At 54.2% G+C, this 19,180-nt stretch carries 16 protein-coding genes; 8 read left to right on the forward strand and 8 right to left on the reverse strand.

Annotation, left to right across the window (positions count from 1 at the left end; all coding sequences use genetic code 11):
• Window positions 1–230: 230 nt before the first annotated feature.
• Window positions 231–1,127, reverse strand: coding sequence for a LysR family transcriptional regulator (locus G6L28_RS16455; RefSeq protein WP_174064909.1), 897 nt, complete (start codon window positions 1,125–1,127; stop codon window positions 231–233).
• Between the two features lie 132 nt (window positions 1,128–1,259).
• Here G6L28_RS16455 and G6L28_RS16460 point away from each other — a divergent pair, with 132 nt between their 5' ends.
• Window positions 1,260–2,408, forward strand: a complete 1,149-nt coding sequence (locus G6L28_RS16460; RefSeq protein WP_202033702.1) for an L-talarate/galactarate dehydratase — start codon at window positions 1,260–1,262, stop codon at window positions 2,406–2,408.
• A 64-nt stretch (window positions 2,409–2,472) separates the two neighbouring features.
• On the opposite strand, the gene G6L28_RS16465 is transcribed toward G6L28_RS16460, so the two are convergent.
• Window positions 2,473–3,498, reverse strand: coding sequence for a LacI family DNA-binding transcriptional regulator (locus tag G6L28_RS16465; protein WP_174064911.1), 1,026 nt, complete (start codon window positions 3,496–3,498; stop codon window positions 2,473–2,475).
• A 234-nt stretch (window positions 3,499–3,732) separates the two neighbouring features.
• Here G6L28_RS16465 and G6L28_RS16470 point away from each other — a divergent pair, with 234 nt between their 5' ends.
• From G6L28_RS16470 to G6L28_RS16495, 6 genes are all read left to right on the forward strand, one after another.
• Window positions 3,733–4,713: a Bug family tripartite tricarboxylate transporter substrate binding protein gene (locus G6L28_RS16470; protein WP_174064912.1), complete on the forward strand. Its 981-nt coding sequence runs from the start codon at window positions 3,733–3,735 to the stop codon at window positions 4,711–4,713.
• Between the two features lie 67 nt (window positions 4,714–4,780).
• A complete protein-coding gene (locus tag G6L28_RS16475) occupies window positions 4,781–5,257 on the forward strand; it encodes a tripartite tricarboxylate transporter TctB family protein (RefSeq protein ID WP_174064913.1) in 477 nt (158 codons plus the stop codon).
• Window positions 5,258–5,295: 38 nt separating this feature from the next.
• Window positions 5,296–6,795 carry a tripartite tricarboxylate transporter permease gene (locus tag G6L28_RS16480; RefSeq protein ID WP_174064914.1) on the forward strand — a complete coding sequence of 500 codons (1,500 nt, stop codon included), beginning with the start codon at window positions 5,296–5,298 and terminating at the stop codon, window positions 6,793–6,795.
• Window positions 6,796–6,841: 46 nt separating this feature from the next.
• Complete coding sequence (gene araD, locus G6L28_RS16485; RefSeq protein WP_174064915.1) at window positions 6,842–8,578, forward strand: L-arabinonate dehydratase; 1,737 nt, start codon at window positions 6,842–6,844, stop codon at window positions 8,576–8,578.
• A gap of 62 nt (window positions 8,579–8,640) precedes the next feature.
• Window positions 8,641–9,351, forward strand: coding sequence for a ribonuclease activity regulator RraA (locus tag G6L28_RS16490; protein WP_174064916.1), 711 nt, complete (start codon window positions 8,641–8,643; stop codon window positions 9,349–9,351).
• Window positions 9,352–9,461: 110 nt separating this feature from the next.
• Entirely contained in the window at window positions 9,462–9,644 is a 183-nt protein-coding gene (locus G6L28_RS16495; RefSeq protein WP_174064917.1) for a hypothetical protein, read from the forward strand.
• Between the two features lie 39 nt (window positions 9,645–9,683).
• On the opposite strand, the gene G6L28_RS16500 is transcribed toward G6L28_RS16495, so the two are convergent.
• Together G6L28_RS16500 and G6L28_RS16505 are read right to left on the reverse strand one after the other, a co-directional pair.
• A complete protein-coding gene (locus G6L28_RS16500; RefSeq protein ID WP_174064918.1) occupies window positions 9,684–10,451 on the reverse strand; it encodes an MOSC domain-containing protein in 768 nt (255 codons plus the stop codon).
• Between the two features lie 24 nt (window positions 10,452–10,475).
• Entirely contained in the window at window positions 10,476–12,152 is a 1,677-nt protein-coding gene (locus G6L28_RS16505; protein WP_174064919.1) for an FAD/NAD(P)-binding protein, read from the reverse strand.
• Between the two features lie 439 nt (window positions 12,153–12,591).
• Between G6L28_RS16505 and nhaA the strand changes: the two genes are divergently transcribed.
• A complete protein-coding gene (gene nhaA / locus G6L28_RS16510) occupies window positions 12,592–13,806 on the forward strand; it encodes a Na+/H+ antiporter NhaA (protein ID WP_337795774.1) in 1,215 nt (404 codons plus the stop codon).
• Between the two features lie 132 nt (window positions 13,807–13,938).
• Here nhaA and G6L28_RS16515 read toward each other — a convergent pair whose 3' ends face one another.
• From G6L28_RS16515 to G6L28_RS16530, 4 genes are read right to left on the reverse strand one after another with little or no spacing between them, the layout of a single operon-like run.
• The gene (locus tag G6L28_RS16515) at window positions 13,939–15,759 is read right to left on the reverse strand and encodes an IucA/IucC family protein (RefSeq protein ID WP_202033685.1); all 1,821 of its coding nucleotides are present in this window, start codon (window positions 15,757–15,759) and stop codon (window positions 13,939–13,941) included.
• Entirely contained in the window at window positions 15,756–16,355 is a 600-nt protein-coding gene (locus tag G6L28_RS16520; protein ID WP_174064921.1) for a GNAT family N-acetyltransferase, read from the reverse strand. The genes G6L28_RS16515 and G6L28_RS16520 overlap by 4 nt, the downstream gene beginning before the upstream one ends.
• 8 nt (window positions 16,356–16,363) lie before the next feature.
• Window positions 16,364–17,569 (reverse strand): MFS transporter, encoded by a 1,206-nt coding sequence (locus tag G6L28_RS16525; protein WP_174064922.1) that lies wholly within the window; start codon window positions 17,567–17,569, stop codon window positions 16,364–16,366.
• Window positions 17,569–18,888 (reverse strand): lysine N(6)-hydroxylase/L-ornithine N(5)-oxygenase family protein, encoded by a 1,320-nt coding sequence (locus tag G6L28_RS16530; protein ID WP_174064923.1) that lies wholly within the window; start codon window positions 18,886–18,888, stop codon window positions 17,569–17,571. Before G6L28_RS16530 ends, G6L28_RS16525 begins: the two co-directional genes overlap by 1 nt.
• Between the last annotated feature and the right edge of the window lie 292 nt (window positions 18,889–19,180).

Raw genomic sequence — 19,180 nt, forward strand, 5'->3', positions numbered from 1 at the left:
TCCACCTCGTGGAGCGTGAAATGCCAAAGCGCCAAAACCGTCGCCATCCCCATCCAGACGCAACTCCTCTTGCGCAAGACAGGCAACAAAATCAGCCTACCGAACTCATTATGAAAATCAATCAAAAATTCTATTTTCTACATCAATGGAATTATAATGCCATTATGTGCGCCAATCCGCAAATGCTAAACAGACAGGTAATGCCGCAGTGCGGCGTCGATTCCGGCAGATCAATCGTCGCGCCGGGAAGCAACTCTCGTTGCAAGGTCTCGAATTTCGGCAAGCAGGAGGCTCTTGTTTTCAGGACTCCATATGGCATGAAGTTCCGCTATGCATTCATTCTGAAGATCGATCGGACGGAACACGACGTTGTCGAAGCAGGCATTGCGAGTGCCACCGGGAACGATTGCCAACCCTATTCCAGCGCTTACGAGAGATAGAATTGCCTGCGAGTGGGTCATGCTTTGAATAATGCGCGGTTTGACGAGGTGACGTGCCATCAGCCCCGTCAGTTTGTCATGAAGATATCGCGCCTGATGGGAAAAAGTAATAAAAGGTTCGCCGTTCAGAGCATCAAGGGGAGGTCTGCGCACCGATGCCAAAGGGTGCCATCTTGGTATGGCAAGCATCATTGCCTCGCGATCCACGCACAGATTTTCCAGATGGTGTGGACCTGATAACGGGCGTGAGAGGCCGAGGTCGACCTCTCCGCCGTTGATCGCTTGGACCTGTTCCGACGTTTCCATTTGTATAAGCTCGAGTTCGACTTGCGGAGCGGCAGTGCGCGCAGCAGCGATGAAAGCAGGCAAGAAGCTGTAGGTCGCAGCGCCGACGAAGGCGATTTTTACTGAGCCAGCGCTCCCTCTGGCGGCTCGTCGTGTCGCTGTTACAGCGGCTTGGCTCTGTTCAATCAGTTTCTGCGCTTCTGCGAAAAACGACAAACCTGCGGGGGTCAGTACCACGCGTCGACTGGTTCTTTCGAAAAGAACGACATCCAGCTCCTGCTCCAGAAGTTTTATCTGACGGCTGAGCGGCGGCTGCGTAATATTCAGCCGCCTCGCGGCACGGCTGAAACTGAGTTCGGTGGCGACGGCAATGAACGAGCGAACATGTCCAAAATCCAGCATCTATTCATTTCCTGTATTGATATAATTAAAAATCAACTTGGACTTAAATTGATGGATGCGTTAACAGTCAAGCTTCGAGGGCGTGATTGGCCTTGGCTGAGGAGACGGTGAATGAATACGAATGTGACAACGATGACGGGTTCGCGCGTGGAAGCGGGTGATCGCATAGCGTGGATCAAGCTTTCGTCGATTTTCCTGCCACTCAAAACGCCAATCAGTGATGCTAAAGTTTTGACCGGGCGACAGAAGCCACTTACAGAGGTGGCATTTCTTTTCGCGGAAATAGAGACCACCCACGGCCAAAGCGGAATCGGTTTCAGTTATTCCAAGCGCGCGGGCGGTCCCGGGCAGTATGAGCATGCCAAGGAAATTGCGAATGTCTTGATCGGGGAGGACCCGAGCGACATCGGCAAGCTGTGGAACAAATTGTGCTGGGCTGGTGCTTCGGTCGGTCGCAGCGGGCTTGCCGTCCAGGCGATAGCGGCGTTCGACGTCGCCTTATGGGATTTGAAGGCCAAGCGTGCCGGGCTGCCGCTGGCCAAGCTTCTGGGTGCGCATCGCGACAGCGTTCAATGCTACAACACGTCCGGCGGTTTCCTGTCGTCGCCGATCGAAGAGATTCTCGATAATCTCGAACAATCGATTGCCGCGGGCATTGGGGGCATCAAGATCAAGGTCGGCCAACCCGACATGAACATCGACCTCAAGCGCGTGACTGCCATCCATGAACGGATCGGTGGACGTGCCGCCATGATGGTTGATGCTAATCAGCAGTGGGATCGACCAAGCGCTATGCGTTTCGGGCGTATGATGGAGCCCTTTAATCTCACCTGGATAGAAGAGCCGCTGGACGCTTATGATGTGGAAGGTCATGCAGCGCTTGCCGCGCATCTGGATACGCCAATCGCAACTGGTGAGATGCTGGCAAGTGTGCTGGAACATATCTCGCTGATCCAGAACAATTCGGTAGACATCATCCAGCCGGATGCCCCGCGTGTCGGCGGTATCACCCAGTTCCTGAAAATTTGCGCGCTGGCCGAAGCCAAGAAATTACAGCTGGCGCCACATTTTGCGATGGAAATCCATCTGCATTTGGCTGCCGCCTATGAGCTGGAGCCTTGGGTAGAGCATTTTGACTGGCTTGATCCGCTGTTCAACGAACGGCTGGAAATCAAGGATGGGCGTATGTTGGTTCCAACACGTCCGGGCTTGGGTATTACCCTGTCTGAGCAGGCCAAGCATTGGACTAGAGCGACTGCCGAGTTCGGAAAACGTCCCTGATAATCTAATCTCCAGTATCAGGGGTCGTTCAGACGCAAAACCGCTGGAAATGTTTCTGAGGCTGTCAAGTCGTGCCGCGGGCGACGATGTTGAAGTCGATGTTGACCATCGCTTCCACATTTTCGTCGCCTGCGATTTTCCTGAGGATTGATCGGGCCGCCTTGGTGCCGATGTCACGACGGTCGATACGAACGGTCGTTAACGGGGGATGCGTATGGGCTGCGAAGTCGAAATCTCCAAAGCCGACGATGCCGAGATCCTCTGGAATGCGGCTTCCCCGCGCGTGGGCTTCCGCAAGTGCACCATGGGCGACCACATCGGATGAGCAAAACACGCCAAGCGAGCCGCCGCCCCGGTCGAGGAGCTGCGAAAGTGCCCATCGGCCATCCTGGAATGTCGAAGGAGAGCTCGTTCCGATATCAGGAAGCTCGACCTCGGCGATACCTTTGAACCGGTTGACGAAGCCATCGCGCCGCTGGATGGCGCGTGGATCTTTCGCGCCCACTTGCGCATAGCGGTCATAGCGCTTGGACAACAAATGGTCGGCAACAAGAGCGCCGACCTCGGCGTGGGAAAAGCCGACTGCCGTATCCAAGGGGGAGGGCGTGGAGTCCCATATTTCCACGATGGGTAGTCCCGCGCCGGCCAGCATGGACCGTGTTTCCTTCAGGTGCGATATTCCCGTTAGAATGATCCCATCCGGACGCCGTGCCAGGATTGCCCTCGTCAGTTCGAGCTCACGCTTGGGTTCGTAACCGGAAAGGCCGAGTATCAATTGATAGCCTGCCGAGACGAGTTCGGCATTCAACCCCTCGATTGTTTCTGCAAAGATGGTGCTGGCGACCGATGGGACGATGGCCGCTATCAGCCTCGTCTTTCTGGAGGCGAGCCCGCCCGCAAGGAGATTGGGTACATAGCCCGTTCTTGCGATCACGCGCTCAATCGCCTCAAGTGTCGGCGGTTTGACGAGGTTCGGCGTATTGAGCGCCCGAGAGACCGTTACCGGAGACACTCCTGCGAGTTTGGCAATTTCCGCGAGCGTGACCGGATGGTTGGCGGTTCCACGTTTTGTCTTGTTCGTTTCGTTCATGCCGAACCTCCCGTATAAAATGAGTTACGCTTTCATTTTTACTTCTGGCAAGGGTTGTCACAGAAAATTTTTCATATTTTCGATAAGTAAATGATTTTAATCGATAAATATTTTAGACACTATAGTTGCTACCACAGATTTTGAAGATAATATGAAAGCGCTTTCATATTTGGCTCAGAGGGTCGGGGTATGAATCTGTAGCGCTGGCGGGAGGCCAGTTACGTGGAGGGAATTATGTACATCAAACGTTTTATCGCGTTTGCGGCTGTTGCTGCTGCAATGGGAACGGCGGGCCTTGGTCCGGTTCATGCTCAGGAGTATCCAACCAAAACCGTAACGGTCATCGTACCGTTTGCAGCTGGCGGAAACACCGACACATTTGGCCGTTTGGTTGCCGAACAACTGGATAAGAGGCTCGGTCAGCGCTTCATCGTAGAGAACAAGCCGGGCGCTGGTGGCAATATCGGCCTCGGAGATTTGGCGCGTTCACGTCCTGACGGCTACACAATCAGCATGGGAACGGTCAGCTCCAACGCCATCAATCAGACGCTTTATAAAACTCTGCCCTATGACAAGGCAAAAGGCTTCGCGCCGATCTCGTTGATCGCAAGCCTTCCAAACGTACTGGTGGTCAACCCGGACAAGATCAAGGCTAACTCTGTGCCGGAGTTGATCGAGTTCCTGAAGTCGGAACCCGGCAAGCACACCTATGCCTCTTCCGGCGTCGGCACTTCCATTCATCTTGCGGGGGAACTGCTCGCAACCAAGGCTGGCGTCAAGATCACGCATGTCCCTTACAAGGGTAGCAGCCAGGCAATTCTCGATGTGGTGGCCGGTCACGTGGACATGATGTTCGACAACATCCCGACGGCCGCGCAGCAGGTGAAGGCAGGAAAGGTCAAGGCGCTGGCAGTGACGAGCCTCGAGAAGGCTGATCTGCTGCCCGATGTGCCGACCATGGCAAGTGTCATTCCGGGCTTTGAAGCAACGTCCTGGCACGGCCTGTTTGCACCTGCGGGCACGCCTCCCGAAATCGTGGAAAAGCTGAGCAAGGAAGTTCAGGACATCATTGCTGATCCCGAGATGCAGGCGAAGCTGAAGGCCATGGGCGTTACTCCGGTCGGTAGCACTTCCGCCGAGTTCCAGGCCTTCATCGATTCTGAAACGGGGAAATGGGCAGACGTGATCAAGGCTGCAAACGTTCCGCTTCAGTGAAGCTGTTGAGGACTGCCGGCCAGCCTATCCGCTGGCCGGTCAATATTTCACAGTGAGTACCAAACCCATGCTGAAGATAAGAAACAGCCGCGACTTCGTGGGCGGCGCATCCATGATCTTTGTCAGCCTCCTGTTCATCTGGTTCGGTCGCGAACTGGAAGTCGGAAATTCGTTTCGAATGGGGCCTGGCTACTTCCCGATCATGCTAAGCCTTCTTTTGATGGCGATCGGAGCCATCGTCATGGTTCAGTCCATGGTGGTCGAGGCGGAAGACAGCGAGCCTGAGCCCGCGAACTGGAAGGCATATTTCCTCGTCATCCTGGGGCCGGTTGGGTTCGGATTGCTTCTGTCGGGGCTGGGACTTGGACCAGCAATGTTTCTTCTGATCGTCCTGACTGCAGCAGCTAGCCGATATGCGAACTGGCGCCATTCGATCCTGCTTGGCCTCTTCCTTTCGGCCTGCTCGGTATTGCTGTTCACACGGCTACTTGCGCTTCCCGTCGACGCTTTTGGAACATGGATACCCTTTTTGGGTACGCCTTAGTGCTTTTGACCAGCCGATAAGACCGGATTGGATTGAACATGGATATTTTCGCTAACCTTTGGCTTGGCGCCACGACGGCATTCATGCCCATGAATTTGCTTTACGGCTTCATTGGCTGTCTCCTGGGAACGGCAATCGGTGTCTTGCCAGGGCTTGGGCCTACGGCGACCATTGCGATGCTGTTGCCGATCACCTTCGGACTGCCGCCTGAGTCTGCTCTCATCATGCTTGCGGGGATTTTTTACGGCGCGCAGTACGGCGGCTCTACGACCGCTATTCTCATCAATCTCCCGGGAGAAAGCTCCTCGGTCGTGACCGCGATCGATGGCTACCAGATGGCGCGCAATGGGCGGGCGGGTGCCGCTCTGGCGACGGCTGCGCTGGGTTCATTCTTCGCCGGTTCCGTTGCGACTATTCTTCTGGCCGTTGCGGCACCCCCGCTTGCTGCGGTCGCGCTCAACTTCGGCCCGGCGGAGTATTTCTCGCTGATGGTTCTAGGGCTGGTGGCTTCGGTTGCGTTGGCCAGTGGATCGCTCGCGAAAGCAATGGCGATGATCGTTTTCGGCCTTATGCTCGGCACCGTTGGAACCGATGTGGAGAGTGGAACGCCGCGTTATGTATTCGATATCCCCGAGCTTTATGACGGGCTGAATTTCGTCGCTGTCAGCATGGGCATATTCGGCATATGCGAAATTTTGCGCAATCTCGAAAACGAGCAGGAGCGCTCTGTAGGCGTCAAGCGAGTGTCCGGATTGATGCTGACGAAGCAGGATTTCAAACGGATCATCGCGCCGGTTCTCCGTGGCACCGCCCTTGGATCGTTTCTTGGCGTTTTGCCGGGTGGCGGCGCAATGCTCGCTTCCTTCGCGTCCTATGCGATGGAAAAACGAATGTCTCCAAACCGGGCTGAATTCGGCAAGGGAGCAATCGAAGGGGTAGCCGCACCGGAATCCGCCAATAATGCCGGAGCCCAGACCTCGTTCATTCCGATGCTGACGCTCGGCATCCCGGGAAACCCGGTCATGGCCTTGATGGTAGGTGCGATGATCCTGCAGGGCATTACGCCTGGCCCGAACGTCATATCCGATGAGCCAACCCTGTTCTGGGGAATGATCGTATCGATGTGGTCGGGCAACCTGATGCTTGTCATCCTCAACCTGCCCCTCATCGGCCTCTGGGTGAGGATGCTGACCGTGCCTTACCATCTCCTGTTTCCGGCAATCATCGGCTTCTGCTGCATCGGTGCCTATAGCATCAACAACAGCGTTTTCGACGTCTTTGTCATGGCAGGGTTCAGCGTCGTCGGCTTCCTGCTCAGCAAACTTCGCTTCGAACCCGCACCTTTGTTGCTGGGCTTCATCCTTGGGCCTATGCTGGAGGAAAATCTACGGCGGGCGATGTTGATCAGTCAGGGCGATCCTACGATTTTCGTCCGCAGCCCACTCAGCCTCTCGCTACTGATTTTCGCTGTCCTGGTACTCGTTCTCGTTCTTTCACCAAGCATCAGCCGAAAGCGTGAAGAGGCATTTACGGAATAACGGCCCAAAAGGTCATGCATAGTGCCAGTTGGCCTAGGAGTTTGGAATGGCAGGCAGAAAAACCTATGAAGAATTGCGGTCGGCACGCTGGATGACGCCAGACGATCAGCGTTCCTTCGGGCACCGGTCGCGTACGATGCAGATGGGGTACGCCCCGGAAGACTGGCAAGGGCGTCCGATCATCGCGATCATCAACACCTGGTCGGATGCGCAGCCCTGCCACATGCATTTTCGCGAACGGGCGGAATGGGTCAGACGCGGTATTCTGCAAGCCGACGGCTTCCCGATGGAACTGCCTGCTCTGTCTCTCTCGGAAAATTTCGTAAAGCCGACAACGATGCTCTATCGTAACATGCTTGCGATGGAGACGGAGGAATTGCTGCGTTCGCATCCGGTGGATGGTGCGGTGCTGATGGGTGGCTGCGACAAGACCACCCCGGGTCTCGTCATGGGCGCGATCTCCATGGGCATCCCCTTTATTTACCTGCCTGCCGGGCCAATGTTACGCGGCAACTACGCGGGAAAAGTGCTGGGTTCCGGCACCGACGGTTTCAAGTATTGGGATGAGAGGCGCGCAGGCACGATCTCGCAGGAAGAATGGCAGGGCATCGAAGGCGGGATTGCGCGCAGCTATGGCCATTGCATGACAATGGGCACCGCCTCGACCATGACTGCCATTGCCGAAGCAATGGGACTGACGCTGCCGGGTGCATCCTCCATTCCCGCAGCCGATGCCAACCATCAGCGAATGTCTGCGGCTTGCGGACGCCGTATCATCGATATGGTCTGGGAGGATCTGACGCCGGAAAAGATTATCACGCCCGCAGCCGTTACAAATGCGGTAACGGTCGCGATGGCGACGGGTTGCTCGACGAATGCAATCATTCACCTTATCGCAATGGCGCGCCGTGCCGGTGTGCCGCTCGAACTCGATGATCTTGACCGGATCGGTCGCACGACGCCGGTCATCGCCAATATTCGACCTTCCGGCACGACATATCTGATGGAGGATTTCTTCTATGCGGGCGGTTTGCGCGGACTGATGAAGCAGTTGGGAGACAAGCTGGACCCGACCGCAATCACGGTGACGGGCAAGCCTCTCGTCGAAGGTCTGGAACAGGTCAAGATATTCAACGAGGACGTTATTCGGCCGCTTTCGAACCCCGTCTATCACGAGGGTTCGTTGGCCGTGCTGAAGGGTAACCTTTGTCCAGATGGCGCGGTTATCAAACCTGCCGCCTGCGATCCGAAATTCCATCGCCACCGCGGTCCGGCGCTGGTGGCGGACAGTTATGGGCAGTTGAAGGAAATCGTAGACGATCCTGATTATCCTCTGACGCCCGAGACCGTGCTTGTGCTGCGCAATGCAGGTCCGCAAGGCGGGCCGGGAATGCCGGAATGGGGAATGATCCCCATGCCGAAAGCCCTGTTGAAACTGGGCCTTCGGGATATGGTGCGAATTTCAGACGCACGCATGTCCGGTACGAGCTTCGGGGCTTGCGTGCTGCATGTGTCGCCTGAATCCTATGTCGGGGGACCGCTGGCGCTGTTGAAAACGGGCGACATGGTGGAGCTTGATATTCCTGCACGCAGCCTCAACATGCTGGTAACGGATGAGGAACTGGACATCAGGCGCAAGGCCTGGGTGGCACCTGAACCTCGTTATGAGCGCGGCTATGGTTTCATGTTCACCAAGCATATCGAACAGGCAGACAAGGGCTGCGACTTCGATTTCCTGAAGACAGAGTTCGGCGCGAAGGTTGCAGAACCCGCCATCAACTGAAATCAGAAATATATCGCCGCAAATTTGCGTGACATGTTTCAGCAGATACACATGGAGGAAAAATGAAACCCCAAACACGCGAAAAACTGATGGGTGTATCCGTCGCAACGCTCTGCTCTGCGCTCTACAAGCGCGGTTTGAAAAACCAGACGATCCAGGATGTTCGCCCGGTTCAGGCGAAAGGCCGCAACATGGTCGGACCGGCATTCACGCTTCGCTATATGCCTGCGCGGGAGGACCGAAATCCGATGACTGTGTTTCGTGATCCGAAACATCCCCAACGGCACGCGATTGAGACCTGCCCGGAAGGCCACGTTCTCGTTATGGACAGCCGAAAGGATCCACGCGCAGCCTCGGCAGGCGATATCCTGATCACGCGGTTGATGGTGCGCGGCGGAGCGGGTGTCGTGACGGATGGCGGTTTTCGCGATGCAAGGACGATAGGCGAACTCGACATTCCGGCCTATCACAATCGTCCTTCGAGCCCTACAAACCTGACCCTGCATGAAGCTATCGATATCAACGTGCCTATCGGCTGCGGCGATGTCGCGGTGTTTCCCGGTGACATCATGGTAGGCGACGATGATAGCGTCATCGTTATTCCTGCCGAGATTGCAGATGAGGTCGCAGATGAAGCCGTTGAAATGACGGCTTATGAGGATTTCGTGGTTGAGCGCGTCAAGGCGGGACAAACGATCATAGGGCTCTATCCTGCAACGGATGAAAGCAATCTATCGGCATTTGCCGAGTGGCGTAAAACCAAAGGGCGGTGATCGGACCTCATAGCGCCCTTAGTGCCGACCTGTCAGAAATTGGAACCGCCAGCGCAGGCTTGCCGTTTCCAATATGACTGAAATGGTCATGCCTGTATCAGGAGGTTCAGATGAGTAAGGACACCAAAGCCCGAGACGCCATTGAGGAGCGCGACGAAAAAACATCGAAGCCTGCGGATTTACCCGCTGCGGGACCGCACGCAAAGAGCCACCTGACTGATAAAAGCAAGACACCCGGTGCCGGGTCTCTCCCTGAAGGTCGCGAAGATGACGTAAGCCCTGGCTCCGGCTAAATGAAGCTTCTCGAAAGAGCAGGTCGATAGATCGGCTCTTTATTGTTGGGGACCGTCGACGTCTGACGGGCTTTGAAGACAGCAGACATCCATACCAACGGACAATGTCCCGGCACCCCCTACTTCACAATAGATGCCGAATTTACGTTGGTTTTGCCTGACGATTGTCCGGAGGATTTCGGGATTTTCATTCAAGTCCGGCTGCGCAATGAAGGTCATTCCACAGCGTTTCGTATGTTCCGCGAAGGTCAGTTGCACATCACCGATTTTGAAACGGCACGATTCCCATCCATTTTCTAGAAAACCATCATCTCCACCGGTATCGACAAAAAGTGAGGGCCGGAATCGCCGTTCATCTATTTTCTCCGCACACATTGTTTGAAGTTTGCCAATGGATGCCGAAGTCAGCAAATGTAACGGTGCGACCGCGTAGCGTCTTTCGATAATCGGCAAATCGAGATCGCTTTCGAGGGTGGGTGGGTGATGTCGTCCCACGCCCACCGCAAATCCAAAATGGGATTGCAACATTGCCCGGAGATATGGATCGGAAAGGCAATACACCGCTCCATTTGGAAGGCAGATGGTTGTGACGCCGTTTTCATCAATGGAAGATTGAAGAAACAATGCAGGGCGCCATCGGACGCTTGTTTCGGGCTGCGCAATTTCACCCGTCTCAAGGTCGATGAGGCAGAAACGTCTGTCGCCGACAATACCAGTAACACCTACCTTGACGCTGGATAGCGACTCCCCTCCAACGGAGCTGATTGGATATCTCCAGAGGCTCGATATGCTACCAACTCGCTGCAAAAACGATTTCCTTTCAGGCACTGCTCAAGCCCTTATAAGAAGTTCGTCGCGCATAGGGAGGCAGTCCTTGATGATCGCTTGCGCGACCGTTTCACCAATCTCAGCAGCGCTTGTTATGCCTTGGATAAACGGATCCTTATGCAACAGATAAGGAATTGCCGCACAATATAGGCTTGTCGGCGTTCCGTAAGCTCTAATCCTGTAAACATCGTCTACGTCTACTCCGCCAAGTCGCTCGGGCGTTTCGGATTCCTCATCGATATTCAGTGTGCTGGCCGCAGGCGTATGGGCTTTCTTTATCCCGCCATCGGCAACGAGAGACGGAAAAGGAAAATCGTCGGCAGAGAGCGCCTTTTGTCCAATCGCTTCGATAAAGCCATCGAAATGAAATACACGGCCGTCGCTCGTCAAGGCAGCGCCTCTTGCGAGTCCTCGTGTTTCGATCTCGTAATCTTCACCGAGTTTCAGAATGTCGAGCACTCCCGCATTTCTGAGGGCAAGAAGGCGCTTGATAGAGAGATGGGGAACCGTAGCATATTCATCGATGAAAATGCTCTTGAGCGATGCGTTGAAGCGCTTGAAGTCTTCCGTGTCCAGATGCGGGGCAATTTTCGCGATGATCTCGTGGGTAATCATGATGGCGTATCGCCATGGCACTGTATGCTCGTCGCGCATGTTCTTTTCTGCTTCCGCCAGATTTGCCGCTGCCCACACGAACGGGTCTGTACCCGCGCGGCGGCTGTAATATGCGTCTGCGAAACTGTCGACTGTTAGATCTGCCAAGCCGATTTCAGCGGCATAGGATGGGTCGGACGTCACAAGCTCCTGCTTGAACAGCTCGAACACCTTGTCCAACAAACCATAGGCACCTTGCGAGATGGCGTTTTGTACAGCTTCAGAGGTGCAGAATTTGGGCTCAAGATAGGGCAATGGGCAGTAAAAATCGGCTTCCGGCAACAGGCCCTTTCTGGACATGAGCGTTGCCTTGAAATTCTCATTTCCCGCCTTTCGTTCGTACCTCAGCTGGCCGTCCGGTTCGTAAATGAACGAGCCATTCGATGTGGAGACGGTCATCAACGCGTCGATCGCGCTGAGCGAGGTACCGAGAATACCGATGTGACCATGGCCTATGGTTTCCAGCCTGAAGGCGGGCCACGGGGAGGTGTAATAGCCAGGGCTGGTTTCGATTTCCGTTGGCCAGTGGTGTCCGGTTGCGATCACGACGTGATCGAACAGCGCGGGAAAGTCTTCCTCTCCCTCAACGATAACGCTTGCGCCGTGCTGGTGTTTGATAATGTCTTTGACGCGATGACTTCCCTTTGCCGAAACCTGATGTTCCTGTGACTTTGCATAGTTCACCAGAGCTTTGAACTGATCGTGGAAATAATCGCCAAGTACCAGCCTTGGATAGAATTGCCGCCCGTTGATCAGCGATCGCATGATCGCAAAGCGTGCTAGATACTCATCCGGCTGACGCTTCAACCAATCGATGAGGGTTATCGCGAGTTCAGGGATTTCGATGCTCGGAATATTCGACAGCATCACGGGGTCGTTCACGCCGGGTAGATAGGGCGTGCCTTTTCCTATTTCCTTCTCCGCTTCAAAAACGGTGATATGCAGAGGAACTGGCGATTTTGCGAGATTTTTTAGTGTGTAGATGCCCGTGGGGCCCGAACCGATGATGCAAACTCTATTACCCATTTATTCGCTCCAGCCCTGCAAAATGGGCGCAAGCGTAAAGGTGTAAGGCCGGGTTAGGTTCCGCTATTTATAATGTTCGAAATCGAACATTATTCTTTTAAAACAAATTGATCTGCCGGAAATAGGCGAACGCGCGCCTTCAAGCGCTATCTCGATTCTGTTCGCACATGGTCTGTCTCGTGACAGCCCGCCCACGTCCACGCCAAATTCTTTGGGAACGCTCAAACAGCTGTGGCCGGTACGACAGGCAATGGCCATCCGCTCATTCGTGTTTAGAGGAATAAAGGCCCGGCCATTTTTTGGCGTCTTTGTGGCGGTTTAGCTGGCAATGAAACGCGGTATCGGCTATCTATCCATCATAGCGCGTGCTGCGTGCGCTACGGGTTCCCCGAAATCGACGGAGACTTCTTGCAACTTCCAATCATGGGAGCGAAAACCTGTGTCTTCGATATCCAATAAAGGTCGTATCAACTCTACTCTTCGAAAATTTCTCGACAATGAAGCATCAAGCGGACTGGTGCTGATGGGCGTCGCTCTTCTGGCGATCATCGTTGCGAACTCTGCCCTGGCGGAAAGCTATTTTCACCTGTTGCATATTTATATCGGCCCGCTCAGCCTCCAGCACTGGATCAATGATGCTTTGATGGCACTCTTCTTCCTGATGGTCGGTCTGGAAATCAAACGCGAAATGACGGACGGACAGTTGTCGAGCTGGAGCAGGCGGATACTTCCGGGCGCGGCTGCGGCCGGTGGAATGCTGTTCCCCGCACTGTTTTACGTATTCATGAACAGCGGCGACCCTTCCGCCATGAGAGGCTGGGCGATTCCCACCGCAACGGATATCGCTTTCGCTTTGGGCGTCATTTCGTTGTTCGGATCAAGGGTTCCGGCGTCATTGAAGATATTCCTTGCAGCGCTGGCCATCATAGATGATCTCGGTGCGGTCATCGTGATCGCAATATTCTATACCGCCGATCTTAATCTTCTGGCGCTTTTGGCGGCAGCGGGTGTTCTGTTGAACCTCTTCATCTTCAACCGAATGCGGGTTCAGGCTCTTTGGCCATATCTAACACTTGGTGCCGTTCTTTGGGTGCTGGTGTTTGCCTCTGGTGTTCACGCAACGCTGGCAGGCGTCATGCTGGCTCTGACCATTCCACTGAAACTGACGCCCGGCACGCCGGAGGCACAAGGGTCGGAGTCGCCGCTCCATCGGCTGGAGCATCTATTGCACAAGCCGGTCGCCTTCATCGTCGTTCCCATATTCGGCTTCGCGAATGCAGGCGTATCCCTTTCCGGCCTGAGCATGGCTATTTTTTCAGAACCATTGACCATGGGTGTGGCAGGAGGCCTCGCTTTGGGTAAGTTGGTCGGCGTTTTAGGAACGGTGTTTCTTTTGGTTCGCCTGGGCGTGGCACAGCTTCCGGCGCAGGCCAGTTGGGGACAGGTTACAGGCACCGCCTTCCTGTGCGGTATCGGCTTCACCATGTCGCTGTTTATCGGCCTTTTGGCATTCGACGACCCGACGGTGCAGGATCACGTCAAGATCGGTATCCTTATGGGATCGATCATATCCGGGGTCGTCGGCTCACTGTTTCTCGCCTTTTTCGGTCGACGCAACTCGGCGCGCGGGACTAACCGCAACCTTGCCTCGTGAACTATTTCCTCATCGGCGCGAATGGCCAAGTGACCTCGCGCCGATCTCTGGGTAGTGCAGCTTTCAGATCATGCACGCAAACTGAAATGTTTGCGTGCATGCAACAGAGATCGGAACTTGACCGCAGTTGCCCTATCGAAACCGGGCGAGCGGGTTTTCCAGCTCTCCAATATATTGCAAGCTTTGTTCTGGATTAAGCAAATCGAGCATCTGCTGATTGTTGTTCAGCTGCAATCGGTTCAGGCAATTGCGAACGAAACGGTCCGCGAATAGGTCATGGCGGACATATTTTTCTCCCAACTCAGGATGCTCGTTGTGATATTCGCGAATGCACTCCGCGACGAGCGACCAGAACCCATCTTCATGTAATTCACCCGTTTCGTGCAACGTAGCCGAAAGATAGCGGAAAAAGCAGTCGAACACGTCGGTAAAGATGCAGTTGAGCTTCATCTTGTCATCGATCGTGTATGAAATACGCGAAATTTCCTCTGGCAATTCTATCGATCCATTCAGGATACCAATTTCCTCGCCGATATCCTTTATGATCGCCCGTACAGGGACGTGGTTCTCCAGCACGAGAATGAGGTTTTCTCCATGTGGCATGAAGGCGAGATCGTAGCGGTAGAAGCAATGCACCAAGGGGGCCAGATAGGCTTTGAGGTACGCTGCAATCCAACTCTTCGCATCCAGACCGGACAGAGCGATCAATTCTGAAATAAGCGGTTGTCCGTCACGATCCCGATGCAGCAAGGCTGCCATCGTCATCACCCTCTCGCTGGTCCGCAGGCGCGGAATGGGGCTTTCACGCCACAAGGCAGACAGCATCTTTTTATAGGGCGAGTCGAGTTTCAGTCCCTGATCGTAATATGGGAAGCGATAACCGATTGCCGCAACTTCACGCAGAATGCTGAAGCCGTTCTTGGCCAGATAGCTGTCCGCCGTGACGAGTTCACCCAGCCATTCGTTGATAGCAGGTGTTGCCACCATGTATTTTGGTGAAAGACCACGCATGAAGCCCATGTTCAACACGGAGATGCCGGTTTTGACGTAATGCTTGCGCGTATCCGTCGTATTGAAGAAGGTCCGTATGGATTGCTGCGCCCGATATGTATCGCTGCCGTAGCCAAGGCAAACGATGTGTCGTCGGGCCACGTCAGCCGCAAATGTGATTGCCAGCTTGTTGAACCACTGCCACGGGTGGGTGGGCATCAACCAGTAATCGGCAGGATCGAGGCCAAGCCTCGTCAGGCGCATTTCGAAGGTGCTCAATGTCGTCCCATCAAGTTCGGCATTGACGAGTTCTTCGTAAGAGAGCGTGCTCATTGACGTAAAAGTCGCTCTTTCCTTGCTGACCGCAAGCCAGACGATCTGAACCTCATTGCCGGCCTCTGGTGCATAGAGGCGGTAGTCGGCTGCATCGAAACCGATCCTGCCATTGTTGGCTATGAAAGTTGGGTGGCCCTCCGTCATGCCCGCTTCGATGTTCTGATAATCCGATGACGCAAGTTGACGCGAAGAGATGTGCCGCTCTTCTCGCTTGAAGGACGCGCCATAAAGTGTCGTTGACACCTCCTCCAGGTAAACGGGAAGCATCGACTCTTTGATACCCAGTGTTTCCGCAAATTCGATGATGAGCGCAAGCGCATCGAGCGGAGCAAGAGTTCCAGCCATCGTCTTTTCTATCGAAACTGGATCTATCGACCAGTGATCCAGAGCGAGACGCTGGGCCTTGAAGCGATAAACGATGTCGGATTTCGTATCTGGGCTGACCGTATAGAGACCCCATTCACCTTCGCTGGAAACCAGGGTCGGGGAGAGCAACAATTCATGAGAAAACTCTGCCAGGGATTTATGCACGAGATGACGATTTACCTCGTCCCATGCAAGCGGCCCCAGATGGGCGGAAGCCTTTTCAGGAGAAATTGAGGTGGACGGAAAATTGGAAATGTTCATGCGTTTTCTTCCTGTGCGATTGTGTGATGGAACGCATCGCGGGTGACGAAAGCCAGAGCTGCGGTTTTTTCTTCGAGCTCTATGGTTCCAGCGTAAGTGAAGCCGACTTTTCGATTGAGCCTGTGAACCTTCTCGTTCCGGACATCTGGTTCCACCACTAATCGCTTTACCGCCGGATTGCTGAAGTGGTAGGCAAGGACTGTACGGATGATGGCGAGAGTGAAGCCGGAGATCAGCTTTCGGGGAGGAGCCACCATGAAGTGCATGCCCCAGTCTCCCACCTCGACATCATAATGTTTGCCCACCTGATCATGTGCTGGGTCGTAGGATTCCATGATGAAAGCGGGCTGATCGTCGAGGTATCCGATATAGGCCTCTGCGTGACCGCTATTCTGAAGCGTCTCGTAAAATGCGATGACTTCCTGCTGGCCGAGGTGACCCATGTTCCAGAAGCGCGCATAATCCTGCACGAACCAGCCATGTAGACGCTCGCCATCATCTCTAGGGTCGAGGGCTTTCAGGGTGAATGTGCCAACGCCGTTGTGATGTTGGCTGAAGATTACGGGTCGCTGTTTTTCTTGTGAGTGATGTGCCATGTCAGTCTTCATTGTTGTTGCAAGGCGGGCTGGATGAGCGGTGAAGCCGGGGCAAGCGAGGGTTTCAAACACAGCCGATAGATGAGCAGGGTGGCGGCGACGCAGATGCTGGCGATCAGGAAAGGCATTCCCTGCCCAAAATGCTGAGTGACCGATCCACTCACCAAGGCTGCCGCCATGACGCCGCTGTTCTTGGCAATGTTCACAAGGCTGAAACCGGAGGCGTAGCGGGATGTCCGTGCGCGTTCGAAAAAGAGAACGTCCAGACCGACTGTGACTTTGTACAAGCCGACACCGTATATGATGCGGCCAATGACGACGCATACGGCGTTCGGCAGTGACTGTATTGCAAGGCCGATGGCGGTGAGCATCAGTCCAAAATCGTTGCGCTTCCATGCAGGACCGGGCTCTTTCACAGCGTGCGACCAGGCCAGAAGTGTCAATGCTACGAAGCCGGGTATCGCAAAGACGAGGCCCGCCTGTATCTGGGAGGATGCCGTTGCGATGGTTCGCCACCAGACTGCGGTAAATGGCAGCGCGATGTAGAATCCGAAATAGAAGCAGAACATGACGCACAGCAGCAGGAGGAATTGCCTGCTATCTGTCTCGACTTCACCTTTTTCGCTTTGAACAGGATCGTCTGACAAAGAAATCGCGTCATCCGATGCTTTACGCCCCAGCAGAACCAGCGCGATGCAGATGACAGCCTGTGCGATGTCCCCAGCAGCCATGGCCAGATAGGGCATCGCGTAATCGAACGTTTCTACGAGATGCCCGCCGAATGCTGCCCCGACGATCCCGCCGAAGTGAACGATGACTGCCAGTGCGCCAATCGTGCTTGCATGTTTTGCCTTGGGTTGCATGGCAATCACGTAAGGGTACATCAGCAGGTAGCTCGCCTTGACCGCGACCACGGCAAGCGACAGCAGCCAGAAGTCCACAAGGCTTGCGGTGATATAACATCCGATGCTGAAGATAGCCGCCGCGGTTTGAGTGGCGATCAACATCGGCAGGGTGCCGATCCGCTTTGCAACCGTCACCCAGGCGGGCAACGATAGCATCACCGTGAGCGAGATCGTGGCGAGATAGGCACCGACGATCACAGGCGAGACGGCGTCGAACCGGGTTTGAAAGAGCTGCGGATAATATGGGAGAAGCATCGTATCGCTGATGACGGCGATGGCCGTCATTATCAGGAGCGCTGGTCCTAGCATCAGGCCACCACCCGCGACGGTGTTGCCGGGTCGAGTTCGCGGACATCGAACGTCTGGAACGCCGTCTGTTCTTCTATGAGGTAAACCTCATGCCCGGTAATCGCACGCAATATGGTTGCATTGCGCAGGCATGCCATTCCGAGGTCGGGCGCGACGAAGCCGTGCGTATGTATGTCGAGGTTCTGGACAAATATCTCTCGGCCTTGGCGGTCGACGGCGTAGTTGGCGTCTACCGCCAGTCTGCCTCTTGCATCGCGCTTCAGGCGGTTCGATACACCTGCAAGGAAATCGGGCTCCTTGTATTCATAGCCGGTTGCAAGGATGAGCGAATCCGCCTCGCGAGTGAAGGTTTCCTCTTGTTCCTGGTGCCTGAAGCGCAAGGAGAAAAGCTTCTTGCCGGGGGAGTAGTGCATATCCACCAACTCACTGTTTGGAACCAACGCGGTTGCAACATCTCCCTTAAGACGCTTGCGATACAGGGTATCGTAAATGTCCTTGAGCAGGCTGGAGTTGATGCCCTTGAAAAGGCTGGCCTGTTCCCGCAGAACCTGATCGCGTGTTTTCTCAGGAAGGTGGTGAAAATAGCGGGCGTAATCAGGCGAGGTCATCTCCAGATTAAGCTTCGTCAGATCAAGCGGGAAGAAACGTGGTGAGCGCGTCAGCCATTCCAGCCGATATCCGTAAATATCGATATCGGACAACAGGTCGTGATAGATCTCAGCGGCGCTCTGACCGCTGCCGACAATGACGATGGATTTTCGAGACTGAAGTTTTTTCTTTTCGTTGAGATAGTTCGAGGAATGCGTGGCGTGATCCGCAAATGGTCGGCAACATGCAGGAATGGACGGCGTCGTTCCTGTTCCGATCACCAGCCTGCGAGTATCTACTGCCTTTATCTCGCCGATGCGATTGGCGACCGTCAGCTTGTAGGAGGTTGATCGCTCGTCGTAACGAAGATCCTTCACCGTGTGGCCAAAACGCAGGTTTTGAAGCTGTGACGCTGCCCATTTGCAATATTGATTATATTCGTTCCGCAGGAGGAAAAAATCCTCGCGGGTATAGAACGAATAAATTCTGCCTTGAGACTTGATGTAGTTCAGGAACGTGAAAGGGCTGGTCGGATCTGCCAGCGTCACGAGGTCTCCCATGAAGGGTGTCTGCAATGTCGCATTTTCCAACAACATGCCAGCATGCCAATCGAATTCAGGTCTTCGGTCGAAGAAAATGGAATTCAAGCTTGCCAGTGGTTGAGAGAGGCACGCCAATCCAAGGTTGAATGGACCTAATCCGACGCCAACATAATCTAAAGTTGCATTCATGTAATTTACATCTCCAGCGTTTATCTTATGGTTATTAACTTGATTATTAATGTCAAGTTTTTACGCGCTGTGAGATTTTGGGGGCTAAAAGTCAGATAACCTTGTCTGGATATTTTTCTAAATACCAGAATTAATTCTCAAAATATCGCGGAAATATCAATTTAAGCGGAATAAAATTTCATAAATTACGACTTTGCGAAATATAATGTTGCTATTTGGCAACGCGGGGATCTTGAATTTCAAATTGGTAATAACTGGATTATAAAAATCATGTTTATTTCCGTTCCATTGC

Source organism: Agrobacterium larrymoorei, from assembly GCF_013322225.1.
In the GTDB taxonomy this organism is placed as follows: Bacteria; Pseudomonadota; Alphaproteobacteria; order Rhizobiales; family Rhizobiaceae; genus Agrobacterium; species Agrobacterium larrymoorei_A.